The organism is Rhodococcus sp. OK302, from assembly GCF_002245895.1.
In the GTDB taxonomy this organism is placed as follows: Bacteria; Actinomycetota; Actinomycetes; order Mycobacteriales; family Mycobacteriaceae; genus Rhodococcus_F.
Map to the genome: position 1 here is coordinate 982,501 of NZ_NPJZ01000001.1, position 12,600 is coordinate 995,100.

Genomic DNA, 12,600 nt, shown 5'->3' on the forward strand with positions numbered 1-12,600 from the left:
GCTCATGACAGATTCATCTGTACCTGGTCCGTCTGTTCTTGCCCCACCATTTTCCGAGGACCTTCTGGCTGATCTTCACGCCGGCGTTCTCGATCCGAAGACCACCGAAACTTTGTGGCCTCTGGTCGAAGCAGATCCGGACGCGCTGTCGTTCGTCCGAAAACTCGACAACGTGACACAGGTGCTGCGCACCCGGGGCGACAACCACACTTCCACCGACACCGACCACATTCCGCCAGAACTGGCCGCTCGCATCCAGGAAGCATTGGATAACGAATGGGCACAACAGAATTCAGATTCCCTGAACTTCACATCCAACGTGGTGCCGTTGCGACGTTCACGACGCGGATTGGTGATCGGCGGAGCAGCTGCGGCAGCTATTGCCGTCGTAGCCGTCTTGATTGCGGTACGCCCCAGCCAGCCCGAGCCTGATCTCACAGCACAGCCGATACCCACCGCGCAATCAACACCGAGCTCGAGCGAAGACCCGGCCCCCGACAGCTTCCTGTCCTTGATCGGTTCCAAAAACCTTGGACCGCTGGAAGATCCGACGATGCTGTCCGGATGCCTGCTTGCCAACGGGTTTTCCGCGGATCAACCACTTCTCGGTTCCGGCGAGGTCACCGTCCAAGGAGTCCCAGCCGTCGTTCTTCTGTTGCGCGGCAAAGATCCTCGTCAGATCACGGCTCTCGCCGTCGGACTGGACTGCAGTACCGACAATCCGAACATGTTGTCACTCAAGACTATCGGCTGACTTCTGCCGCCGGCAGCAACAGTTTCAGAATTCTGGCGCGAAGTTCATCCGTATTATCTTCCACCGCAATGAGACTCGAGAACATGGCGGCTCCGGCCGCCATCACCAGTACAGCTTTCGCATCCAGTAGTGCAGCGTCCGGATCATTCGAGTCCTGAAGAAACAACGCGGTGCTGGGTCCACTGAAGCCGCGCCAGAGCTCGTTACGCAGGTCATCGTGATCACGTAGTGCAGCCAGCAGTCCAGGTGCGGCAGCGCGCACCTCGGGCCGCGAGAACAACTGTGCGCTGCCATCCACCACCCAGCGAATCCAACCCACTTTGTCCGTCCCCTCGAAGGGCGTCAGATCAGGCGTCGCTCCGAGGATCGATCCCAGAACCAGGTGCGCCTTGGACGGCCATCTCCGGGACATTGATGCCCGACTGACACCGGCTCGTGCCGCGATGGCACGAAGGCTCAGTTGCTCCCAACCAACCTCGAGGAGCATGGAGCGGGTGACCTCGAGAACTGTGTCGTCGATGCGTGGGTCTCGTGGGCGACCGGATCCTGTGGTGTTCATCGTGACGAATTGTCGGACAGATTCGGTGTCGGCGCTATATCGTGCCATATACGAGTCCACTGGCAACGTAATAATTCAGGCGCCGACCGGAAGAAGAACATGACCACACCGTCTCGACCCGCGATCTTCGAGCCTGCCCGCCTCGGGCCGCTGACCTTGAAGAACCGGATCATCAAAGCCGCCACCTTCGAGGGCGTCATGCCCCGCGGAGCGATCTCCGACGATCTGATCAACTTCCATGCCGAAGTCGCTCGTGGCGGAGCCGCCATGACCACTGTCGCGTATTGCGCCGTCTCTCCCGGCGGACGCGTGCACCGCGACACCCTTGTCATGAACGAGCAAGCACTACCGGGACTGCGTCGTCTCACCGACGCAGTCCACGCCGAAGGCTCGCTTGCAGCCGCCCAGATCGGTCACGCCGGACTCGTCGCCAACACCCTCTCCAACAAGACCAAAACCCTCGCCCCGTCGACGCGTCTGAGTCCGCCGGCCATGGGAATCGTGAAGGGCGCAACCCTCGCAGAACTCGACAGCGTCGTCGCCGACTACGAACGCACCGCACGAATCGCGGTGGACGCCGGATTCGACGCCATCGAGGTCCATCTCGGTCACAACTACCTGCTCAGTTCATTCATGAGCCCCAACCTGAACAAGCGCAACGATCAGTACGGCGGCAGCGTCGCCAAGCGTGCCGAGTACCCGCGTCGGGTCATCGAAGCCGTCCGCCGCGCTGCCGGACCATCGGTAGCGGTCACCGCGAAGTTCAACATGTCCGACGGCGTCCCCAAGGGGCTATGGCTCGATCAGAGCCTGCCCATCGCCAAGATTCTCGAGGCCGACGGCCACCTCGACGCGATGCAATTAACCGGCGGCAGTTCACTTCTCAACGGAATGTACTTCTTCCGCGGCGAGGTTCCGATGGCAGAGTTTGTTGCTTCCCAGCCCAAACTCGTCGGATACGGCCTCAAGTTCTACGGCCCGAAAATCTTTCCGACGTACCCGTTCGAGGAGGGATTTTTCCTTCCCTTCGCCCGACAGTTCCGTGAGACCCTGAAGTTGCCGCTCATCCTGCTCGGTGGCATCAATCGCGTCGACACCATCGACAATGCCCTGAGTGAAGGCTTCGAATTTGTCGCAATGGCGCGCGCACTTCTGCGAGACCCTCAGCTGGTCAACAAGTTTCAGGCCGAAAGCGTCGCCGAGGGGCTGTGCATCCACTGCAACAAGTGCATGCCCACCATCTACAGCGGAACTCGCTGCGTCGTGCGGGAGGCACTGCGTACCTAACTGCCGATTCGAGCCTTCCAGCAGACGCCAACTCGAGGTGCCCAACTGAGGGCCCAACCACTTTTCAAACCAGGCCGGGAACAACACCCCTTATCCTGGTGTTGATCGGTACGGCTCTCGAAGAACGACGAGTCGGCTATTTACTACTGGAAGGCTCGCATGACCACTCCGTCAACGGTCCATGACGTCATCATTGTGGGTTCCGGCCCCGCCGGATACACCGCAGGTGTCTACACCGCGCGCGCCGAGCTCCAGCCCCTCCTCTTCGAGGGAACCCAGTTCGGCGGCGCCCTCATGACCACCACCGAAGTCGAAAACTTCCCCGGATTCCGCGAAGGAATCATGGGCCCCGACCTCATGGAACAGATGCGCGAACAAGCCCTGCGCTTCGACACCGACATCCGCACCGAAGACGTCGACGAAATCGACCTGCGCCAGCCGATCAAAACCGTCGTCGCCAACGGCGAAACCTACGCCGCCCACGCGATCATCCTGGCCATGGGCGCCGCCGCCCGTTACCTCGGCATCGACGGCGAAGAACGCCTGCTCGGCCGCGGCGTCAGCGCCTGCGCCACCTGCGACGGGTTCTTCTTCCGCGACCAGGACATCGTCGTCGTCGGCGGCGGCGACTCCGCCATGGAAGAAGCGACCTTCCTGACCCGCTTCGCCCGCTCCGTCACCCTGGTGCACCGCCGCGAAGAGTTCCGGGCCTCGCGCATCATGCTCGAACGCGCCAAGGCGAACGAGAAGATCCGGTTCCTGATCAACACCGAACCCCTCGAAGTGTTGGGCGAGAACAGTGTCACCGGACTGAAGGTCCGCGACACCGTCACCGGCGAAACGTCCACCCTCGCCATCACGGGCATGTTCGTCGCCATCGGCCACGATCCGCGCAGTGAACTCGTCAAGGGCCAGGTCGATCTCGACGACGCCGGTTACGTCCGCGTCGCCCCCGGTTCCACGGCCACCTCCGTCGACGGTGTCTTCGCGGCCGGTGACCTGGTCGATCACACGTACCGTCAGGCCATCACCGCTGCCGGCACCGGATGTTCCGCCGCCATCGACGCCGAACGTTGGCTGGCCGATCGTGGCGATATCACCGCCAACACCCTCGACGCCGCCGGTCATGCCGTCGACGTCGTCGGCGCCCCCTGATTTCTGACCGCAGCTCGTTCACCACTTTCGAGGAGTAATCGTGTCGAATACCGTCACCATCACCGACGATTCGTTCAAGCAGGACGTTCTGGGCAGTGACAAGCCCGTTCTGGTCGATTTCTGGGCAACCTGGTGCGGCCCGTGCAAGATGGTCGCTCCGGTGCTCGAGGAAATTGCCGGTGAGAACAGCGACAAGCTGACCATCGCCAAGCTCGACATCGACGCCAACCCGGCGTCGGCCCGCGACTTCCAGGTGATGTCGATTCCGACGTTGATCCTGTTCAAGGGTGGTAAGCCGATCAAGACGATCGTCGGCGCCAAGGGCAAGGCTGCGCTGCTCAAGGAACTCGCGGACGTCTTGTGAGTTGGGGGGATTCTCGCAATCCCCAGATTTTCTGAGATAATCGATCGATGTGCCTGATCAGGTCCACTGCCAGGCACATCGATCGAATTCTTTTACCCGATCCGAGAGGTTTCACGCATGCATCGACTCCGACACGGTGATCACGGCCCGGCCGTCGCCGAGATTCGGGGCACGTTAACGAAGCTGGGATACCTGCATCACATCCCCTCCAGCATTCGACGTGAAAGCGGCGACGGTGCCCACTGGGTTACGCCGGACGTCATCTTCGATCAGCACCTCGACAGCGCGGTTCGTGCCTTCCAGCAGCAACGTGGGCTACTTGTCGACGGAATTGTGGGCCCGGCAACGTATCGGTCCATACGCGAGGCCTCGTACCGTCTGGGCGCCCGCACACTGATCTACCAGTTGTCCGCGCCGCTGTACGGCGACGACGTGGCAGCGCTGCAGACCAGACTTCAGGATCTCGGTTTCTACACGGGCCGCGTCGACGGTTTCTTCGGCCCGAAGACTCACGAATCCCTCTCTTCCTTCCAGCGTGAAATCGGTATCGCGGCCGACGGTATCTGCGGTCCGCAGACGCTTCGCTCGCTCGAACTTCTCGGCACCCGTGTCACCGGTGGCTCGCCGCACGCGATCAGCGAGCAGGAACTGGTGCACCGCAAGGGACCGCAGCTCGGTGGAAAGCGCATCGTCATCGATCCGGGTTTGGGTGGGCCGTCCACTGGCGCCATCGTGAACGGGATTTCCGAAGCCGACATCTTGTGGGATCTTGCTATGCGCCTCGAGGGGCGAATGGCTGCCACGGGAATGGAAACCTTCCTCTCTCGCCCGCACAACGCAGATCCGACCGAAGCCGAACGTGCGTTGACCTCCAACGCATTCGACGCCGATCTCTTGATCTCGTTGCGCTGCGACAGCAACTCCAGCCCGTCGGCCAGCGGCATCGCGAGCTTCCATTTCGGTAACTCACACGGTTCTGTGTCGAGGATCGGCCAGCTACTCACGGGCTTCGTCCAGCGCGAAATTGTGGCACGAACCCCGTTGCGGGACTGCAGAACTCACGGTAGAACGTGGGAGCTGTTGCGCCTGACCAACATGCCGACAATCCAAATCGATCTCGGATACCTCTCCAACGCGAATGATGTTCAGGTACTTACCAATCCGCGGATGCGCGACACCATCGCCGAGGCAATCCTGATTTCGGTCAAACGCCTCTACCTGCTCGGCCAAGACGATCAGCCGACCGGCACCTTCACCTTCGCCGAGCTTCTCGCAGAAGAACTTTCGGTAGCAGAACGCAACTGACGCGCACCGGCGGGGTGATAATCCCGCCAACTACACGCGCGTCAGTTCGCCGACTTGAATCATCTCGAGCGCTGCACTCTGCAGGAGGCGGTCGAGTGCTTCCTCGACGTCGACCTTCCACTCGTGGTCACGATTGAGTTCGAGGCGTAGCCTCGGGTACCGGTGGTGTGGGGCAACAACCTCGAATCCGCAGTCCTCGAGGAAGTCGGCACTGATCATGCATTCTTCCGGTGAACACTCCAAGGCTGCCGTCGCCGACGCAACCCCCTCGAACTGCTGCTGCGGTTCTCCGCGGATTCCGAACGCTTCCAGGGCACGCACACCGCGTCGCACAAGATCGTTCACTACAGCCGCAATGAGAGCCGGCCCGAGGCTTCCCTCTTCGCCTGACGGTTCCAGTCTGAGGCTGGTCAGAAGTACGGCGTCGGAGCCCACCGGGCTGGTGGGAAACATCTGTGCCCGCGGAATGCTGCGGGGAGGGGCGTAGAGCGCACTACCGAGAGGCTTGCCGTCCTTGACTGCGACTTGTCCGCAGGATCCCCATTCGAGCAAGACCATCGACAGCCAGGCTTCTTTCTCGAACTCCTGATCACAAAATCCGCGAGCCGCGTGAAGCGCCGCTGGATCCATCTCCCAGAACACGCACCGGCGAGCGTGCGAAGAAAGTTGATCGAGACCGTCGAGGCGCAGTGACGTGATTGTGTGAGTCGACACTGACTAACTCACTCTCCGTAGTTCTCTGTTGCAAGTTCTCTGGTGCACATTTTCAGATCTCTGTTGCAGATTTTCGGCCCGCCCGACGTATTTTCCTTCTCCAGACTAAGCCACCACGACGCAGTCGGCAGCGCCATGGTGTTCGTCTTCCTTAATCTGTTACAGCCCAACATATTTCATTCGGAATACCGGTTCGGAAACTCTCATTTCCGACAGTATTGTCACAGTGACGAAAGTCGGTAAGGTATCCGTGTGTCAGAGTTTCGTCACTTCTTCGACTTCTGTGATTCCATCATCCCGACGATGCGCTGAAGGTCGTCGACGGAGCCGAATTCGACCACAATCTTGCCTTTGCGCTTGCCCAGACTGACCGTCACACGAGTGTCGAACGAGTCCGACAACCGCTCCGCCACATCCTGAAGACCCGGCATCACAATCGGCTTCCGCTTCTGCTGCGGAGCGATCTCGTTGTCCGCCCGGTTGGCCAAAGTGACAGCTTCCTCGGTCGCTCGGACGGACATTCCTTCCGCCACGACACGCGCCGCCATCACTTCCTGAGCGTCGGCACCCGCCTCGAGGGAGAGCAATGCACGAGCATGTCCGGCCGAGAGAACACCGGCAGCGACGCGTCGTTGCACTGCCACCGGCAACTTCAACAGACGAATCATGTTGGTCACTACCGGCCGTGAACGACCGATCCGATGAGCCAATTCCTCATGCGTCACCTCGAACTCTTCGAGCAACTGCTGATACGCGGCAGCCTCCTCGAGGGGATTCAACTGAACGCGATGAATGTTCTCGAGGAGGGCATCACGCAACATCGAGTCGTCGTCGGTCTCGCGAATGATCGCCGGAATCTTCTCGAGACCGGCTTCCTGACTCGCGCGCCAACGACGCTCACCCATGACAAGTTGGTACTTGTCGCCGTTACGACGAACCACGATCGGCTGCATCAATCCGAATTCACGGATGGAATGCACCAACTCCGCGAGCGCTTCCTCGTCGAAAACGGTGCGCGGTTGCTTCGGGTTTGTCTCGATCAGACTCGGTTCGATCTCGAGGTACACCGCACCGGTCGGCTCGAGTTCGGCGTCCGGTGATGCGCCGGCAGCGGCCTTCTTGGTAGCCCGCGGCGCTTTCGGTGCCGCCACCTTCAGTGGGGGAGGGGAGGGGTTGCGCTTACTTCCGCTGCTGTCTCCACCGATGACGACGTCGGCAGCCGCCGAACCTAGGCCGGGTGCCGTAGCCGGGCCGGTGGGAATGAGAGCGGCCAACCCGCGGCCCAATCCGCCTTTGCGTGCCTGGGTCATCTCACTGCTCCTGCGTCGTAGTCGTAGCGGTGACAGAGCGGGCGGCGAGTTCGCGGCCCGCATCGAGGTAGCTCATCGCCCCCCGTGAACCTGGGTCGTAGTCCAGAACAGTCATGCCGTAGCCGGGGGCTTCGGAAACCTTGACGCTTCGAGGGATAACGGCGCGGAGAACGGTGTCACCGAAGTGCTTACGAACTTCCTCGGCGACCTGGTCTGCAAGCTTGGTCCGGCCGTCGTACATCGTCAGAAGGACGGTGGAGACGTGTAGATCCGGGTTGAGGTGCGCTTGCACCAACTCGATGTTGCGAAGCAACTGGCCGACGCCCTCGAGGGCGTAGTACTCGCACTGGATCGGGATCAGCACTTCCTTGGCCGCCACCATCGCGTTGACGGTCAGTAGGCCCAGGGAAGGCGGGCAGTCGATCAGGACGAAGTCCACGTCGAGTTCGGTGAGGACCTTGTCGTTGAGTGCGCCCTTGAGTCGATTCTCGCGAGCCACCATCGATACCAGTTCGATTTCCGCGCCGGCCAGATCGATTGTTGCGGGGATGCAGAGAAGGCGCTCGCTGTGCGGGCTGGTCTGCACAGCGTCAACGGCCTTCACTTCGCCGATGAGGAGCTCATAGCTCGACGGTGTGCCCGAGGTATGTACGACGCCCAGCGCGGTGCTGGCGTTGCCCTGAGGGTCCAAATCGACCACGAGGACCCGGAGTCCTTGAAGGGCGAGCGCCGACGCGAGGTTGACCGTCGTTGTTGTCTTGCCGACGCCACCCTTCTGGTTGGCGATCGTGATCACTCGACGGAACGCCGGCCGGGGCAGCGAAACCGAATGCGGGTGCAGTACCTGACTCGCGCGATGCGCGGCGGCACCGATCGGGGTCTCAGCCGACGACAGTCCCGCATAGGGGGCAGTGAAGTTCTCGTCGTCGTTGATTACTGGATCCGCACTGACAACCGGCATCGTTGTTTCACGTGAAACAGCAGATTCAGATCGAGCCGACATTGACTGCTCCTTGGATTGCGAATCGATCACTGGGTGCTCTCATCATCTGTACTTTCTTGTCCATCGTCATCCGAGAAATTGTTGGCGGACACCGTCAGCGCTGACGCCGTTTGGGGAGGCGTTCTGCCTTGACCACAACGGTGGGCGTCCGGAGAAACTCGGATCCACATTCGAGTATTTCGAACTTGCCGGCACCGAGTTTTGTCAACGCAGTTCGGTCTCGCTCGATCTCTTCGGCGGCACTCGACCCCTTCAGTGCGAGCATCCGTCCGTGCTCGTGAATGAGGGGGAGTGACCACCGTGCCAACTTTTCCAGCGGAGCGACGGCACGCGAAGTGACGACATCGGCGCCGCCTGCTTCCTTCACGACACCCGATTCTTCGGCGCGCCCACGAACGACAAGCACATCCAACCCGTTGGCTTCAATGAACTCGGCGAGGTAAACCGAACGACGCAAAAGCGGTTCGACGAGAGTGATCTTGAGATCCGGTCGTGCGATCGCGAGCGGAATTCCGGGAAGCCCGGCACCACTTCCCACGTCGACGACAGACTCACCTTCGGCAATCAGTTCGCCGATAACGGCGCAATTGAGTAGGTGACGTTCCCATAACCGGGGCACCTCGCGGGGCCCGATCAGGCCGCGCTCGACGCCATCTGTAGCCAGGGATTGGTAGTACCGTTCCGCGATGTCGTATCTGTCACCGAACACAGCGCGCGCAGTCGCTTGTTCATCCCAGTCAACCGACGGCGCACCATTTTGTTCCACGTGAAACATCCTCCCGCGAATACCGCGAAATCAACAATCAAGACTCAAGTCATTATCCGTGTTGTCACCGACAAGTGTTCGCTTCTACGCGTCGACTCGCTGTGAGTCTGCCAACTAGTTCAATTCGGCGCCAGGTTTCACGTGAAACATCGGTACTAAAAATGTGAATAGCGGAATTAATATCATCACAGTGACGAAACTAGCCTTAGTACATTCATAGGGGCGAATTCCGATGAAATGTTCTTGAAATCGGTTTCACGTGAAACACGTTCATCACGCCACTGCTAGCGGAAAGCAGCGATTGCCCGCATCACGTCAAAGGTTTCCTGCTCGTCCTGTTCGGCACCATGATCACTGAGCTTGACGATGACGGTGCCGGTTCCCGGGTCGACATAGATAAATTGGCCATAGACACCGATCGCCGAGAGGTCCTGCCCGTCACCGCCGATCGGGTGCCACCACTGGGCGGAGTAACCCCACGACGAAACCTGATGCGGCGCGGGGGAGGTGACACGAGCAATCCAGGCCGGCGGAACGATCTGGGTTCCGTGTGCGATTCCGCCATCGAGGACCAACTGTCCGATCTTGGCAAAATCGCGAGTGGTTGCATTGATACAGCAGAACGCCTTCTCCTCGCCGCCGTCTCGATCGAGGTTCCACGTCGCAGCATCCTGAGCACCCATCGGCGCCCAGATATCGCGTTGGAGAAGTTCGGTCAACGATGTTCCCTCAACCTCGGCAAGAACCTGGCCCAACAATTGGGTGTCGACGCTTCGATACTCTCCTTCGCTACCGGGCGGGAACTGAAGTCCGCGGTGGTCACGAACAAACTCACCGAGGTCCTGGGTGAGATACATCCGCGCGGTACCGGTCAGGGGGAAGTAGGGATTGTAATTCTCCGACACATCGATACCTGACGTCATATCCAGCAAGTTCCGAATAGTGACAGCGTCGTACTCGTCGCCCGTCGCAAGGTCGGGGAGAATGTCCACGAGCCTGTCGTCCTCACTGAGCTTCCCAGCCTCGATCTCGCGCCCAATCATAAGGGACACAACGGATTTCGCCATCGACCACGATGCCATCTGCGTAGTTGGACCGACGCCGTCGCGATACCACTCGTGTGTCAACACACCGTCACGGAGTACCAGGAAGGCATTTGTGTCGGTGGCCTCGAGAAAATCGGCAACCGGGATCTGTGTGCCCTTCCACGGCACGGTGTCCGGCAGCGGAGCATCCGCTACCGGAAACGGACGCTGGTTGGGTGAAGCCGCGACCGGGCGGGCCGGGTAGAGCTGCCCCTGTCCCGACGGTGCATCGGTCAGGAGCCTCGCCAGCGTCGGCGGAGACGGAATATCGAGCACCGCAGTGGCGGCATACAGGCCGGCCGCAAGCACCACAGCCGTCACGGGAACCCCGATCGCAATCCTGGTCAGGATTCGCCGGCCGCGAGGCTTCTGGGGCTTCTCAGCACTGTCCCCGTCGGGACGATGGGCATTCTCGGACGGGACGGCGTCGGGCTCGGTCATTCTCGATAATCCTGTCAGTGATGATGTGATGCCCTCGAAAGTAGGCGTGGACCGATCGTTTCACGTGAAACACATCACTTTGTGCACCGACAAGAATGCGGGCCCCGGAAAAGTCCGAGGCCCGCATTTTCTTGCTCCAGGGGAGTGTCAGTCCTTGAGGACAACCACTCGACGTGAAGGCTCAGCGCCCTCACTTTCGCTCGAAACACCGTCGACCTTGGCGACGGCGTCGTGCACGATCTTGCGCTCGAACGGCGTCATCGGCGCCAACTCTTCGCGCTCACCGGTCTCGAGAACCCGCGCAGCAGCTTCCGCGCCGAGGGCACTGAGTGCTTCGCGGCGACCCGCACGCCAGCCGGCGATGTCCAGCATCAGACGGCTTCTCTCACCGGTCGATTGCTGAACAGCCAACCGGGTCAGTTCCTGGAGAGCATCCAGAACCTCACCCTTCTGACCGACCAGCTTGGTCAAATCGTCTCCACCGTCGATGCTCACGATCGCGCGATCGCCCTCGACGTCCAGATCGATGTCGCCGTCGAAGTCGAGCACGTCGAGCAACTGCTCGAGGTAGTCGCCGGCGATTTCGCCTTCTTCGATCAAATCGTCATCGGAATCGTCGAGGTCGGAATCGATATCGACCTCGGTAACCGGCGCAGCAGTTTCGGTGCTCACGTCTGAGTTTTCTCCATCCACAGCGATGTCAGCTTCACTGGACATTGGTCGTTCTCTTTCCTCGATCAGCGCCGCTTATTGCGCTTGGGGGAGTTACCGCGATTGGTCTGTGGCCGGTTCTGCTTCGGTTTCGACGTGGAACCGCCGCTTGTACCGGTTGATTTCGGAGCAGGCTTCTCCGACTTCTGGAGCGAAATTTCAGGCTGGTCTTCTTCTTCGTCGGACGAATCCGCAGTCTTCAACGCAGCCGGGGACCCCTTTTTCTTGGTGGGGTCAGGCCGGGCGCCGGGCTTCGGAGCGTTGTCGTTGCGACGAGTGATCGCTTCCTGTTTCTTCTCTTCTTCCTCGGCATCGATCTTGCGGAAGACGAGATGCTGCTGGCCGTAGGTCCACATGTTGTTGGACACCCAGTACAGCAGGATGGCGATGGGCAGGAACGGTCCACCGACAAGAACACCCAGCGGGAAGACGTAAAGCGCGAGCTTGTTCATGATCGCGGACTGCGGGTTGGCGGCGGCGGCCTCGGACTGACGAGCAACGGAAGCGCGTGAGTTGAAGTGCGTCGCGATGCTGGCGATGATCATCAGCGGAACAGCGACCAAGATGATGTTCAGTCGCGAGGGCAGGTCCGGAACGTTATCGGTGATGTAAGCCTCGAGCTGAGCAACCGGTGTCGTGATAGCTGCCGAGATCGGCGCGCCGAACAAACGCGCGTCCAGGAAGGACTGAACGTCGGCCGGACTGAACACGTAGTTGGCAGTAGCAGCATTTTCCGCCGGCGTCATTGACAGCTGACCCATGCCCGTACCGGTGCGGTTGAACGAGCGCAGAACGTGGAACAGACCGATGAATACCGGCGCCTGAGCCAAGACCGGGAGGCAACCCATGATCGGGTTGAATCCGTGCTCCTTCTGGAGCTTCTGCATCTCGACAGCCTGACGCTGACGGTCACCCGCGTACTTCTTCTGCAGAGCCTTGATCTGAGGCTGCAATTCCTGCATCTGACGGGTGGTGCGGACCTGCTTCACGAACGGCTTGTACAGAACAGCACGCAACGTGAACACCAGGAACACCACGGACAGTGCCCAGGCGATACCGCTGTCTGCGCCCAACACAAAGCCGAAGACCTTGTGCCAGACCCACAGAATCGCGGAAACCGGATAGTAAATGAAATTGAGCACGGCT

General features: G+C 60.4%; 13 protein-coding genes. 5 read left to right on the forward strand and 8 right to left on the reverse strand.

The genetic code is table 11. The features are described from left to right. The first annotated feature begins 4 nt into the window (after positions 1–4). Positions 5–754, forward strand: a complete 750-nt coding sequence (locus BDB13_RS04435) for a hypothetical protein (protein WP_094270573.1) — start codon at positions 5–7, stop codon at positions 752–754. Here the strand turns inward: BDB13_RS04435 and BDB13_RS04440 are convergent. Next, positions 744–1,313: a helix-turn-helix domain-containing protein gene (locus BDB13_RS04440; protein WP_094274673.1), complete on the reverse strand. Its 570-nt coding sequence runs from the start codon at positions 1,311–1,313 to the stop codon at positions 744–746. The genes BDB13_RS04435 and BDB13_RS04440 overlap by 11 nt on opposite strands. A gap of 99 nt (positions 1,314–1,412) precedes the next feature. On the opposite strand from BDB13_RS04440, the gene nox reads away from it, so the two are divergent. The 4 genes from nox (at position 1,413) to BDB13_RS04460 (ending at position 5,424) form a co-directional block, all read left to right on the forward strand. Continuing rightward, complete coding sequence (gene nox / locus BDB13_RS04445) at positions 1,413–2,600, forward strand: 4,4'-dithiodibutanoate disulfide reductase (RefSeq protein ID WP_094270574.1); 1,188 nt, start codon at positions 1,413–1,415, stop codon at positions 2,598–2,600. A 159-nt stretch (positions 2,601–2,759) separates the two neighbouring features. Next, positions 2,760–3,755 carry a thioredoxin-disulfide reductase gene (gene trxB, locus BDB13_RS04450; RefSeq protein WP_094270575.1) on the forward strand — a complete coding sequence of 332 codons (996 nt, stop codon included), beginning with the start codon at positions 2,760–2,762 and terminating at the stop codon, positions 3,753–3,755. 40 nt (positions 3,756–3,795) lie between these two features. Beyond that, complete coding sequence (gene trxA, locus BDB13_RS04455; RefSeq protein WP_094270576.1) at positions 3,796–4,119, forward strand: thioredoxin; 324 nt, start codon at positions 3,796–3,798, stop codon at positions 4,117–4,119. A gap of 117 nt (positions 4,120–4,236) precedes the next feature. Beyond that, complete coding sequence (locus tag BDB13_RS04460) at positions 4,237–5,424, forward strand: N-acetylmuramoyl-L-alanine amidase (RefSeq protein ID WP_094270577.1); 1,188 nt, start codon at positions 4,237–4,239, stop codon at positions 5,422–5,424. A 30-nt stretch (positions 5,425–5,454) separates the two neighbouring features. On the opposite strand, the gene BDB13_RS04465 is transcribed toward BDB13_RS04460, so the two are convergent. From BDB13_RS04465 to yidC, 7 genes are all read right to left on the reverse strand, one after another. Further along, positions 5,455–6,138, reverse strand: coding sequence for a hypothetical protein (locus tag BDB13_RS04465; RefSeq protein WP_094270578.1), 684 nt, complete (start codon positions 6,136–6,138; stop codon positions 5,455–5,457). Between the two features lie 266 nt (positions 6,139–6,404). Continuing rightward, positions 6,405–7,448, reverse strand: a complete 1,044-nt coding sequence (locus tag BDB13_RS04470) for a ParB/RepB/Spo0J family partition protein (protein WP_094270579.1) — start codon at positions 7,446–7,448, stop codon at positions 6,405–6,407. A 1-nt stretch (position 7,449) separates the two neighbouring features. Continuing rightward, complete coding sequence (locus tag BDB13_RS04475; RefSeq protein WP_094270580.1) at positions 7,450–8,451, reverse strand: ParA family protein; 1,002 nt, start codon at positions 8,449–8,451, stop codon at positions 7,450–7,452. A 94-nt stretch (positions 8,452–8,545) separates the two neighbouring features. Further along, positions 8,546–9,226: a 16S rRNA (guanine(527)-N(7))-methyltransferase RsmG gene (gene rsmG, locus BDB13_RS04480; protein ID WP_094270581.1), complete on the reverse strand. Its 681-nt coding sequence runs from the start codon at positions 9,224–9,226 to the stop codon at positions 8,546–8,548. A 275-nt stretch (positions 9,227–9,501) separates the two neighbouring features. Beyond that, the gene (locus BDB13_RS04485) at positions 9,502–10,743 is read right to left on the reverse strand and encodes a serine hydrolase domain-containing protein (RefSeq protein ID WP_094270582.1); all 1,242 of its coding nucleotides are present in this window, start codon (positions 10,741–10,743) and stop codon (positions 9,502–9,504) included. Positions 10,744–10,890: 147 nt separating this feature from the next. Then, positions 10,891–11,460 carry a Jag family protein gene (locus BDB13_RS04490; RefSeq protein ID WP_094270583.1) on the reverse strand — a complete coding sequence of 190 codons (570 nt, stop codon included), beginning with the start codon at positions 11,458–11,460 and terminating at the stop codon, positions 10,891–10,893. A gap of 20 nt (positions 11,461–11,480) precedes the next feature. Next, the gene (yidC, locus tag BDB13_RS04495; protein ID WP_094270584.1) at positions 11,481–12,596 is read right to left on the reverse strand and encodes a membrane protein insertase YidC; all 1,116 of its coding nucleotides are present in this window, start codon (positions 12,594–12,596) and stop codon (positions 11,481–11,483) included. Positions 12,597–12,600 lie beyond the last annotated feature (4 nt).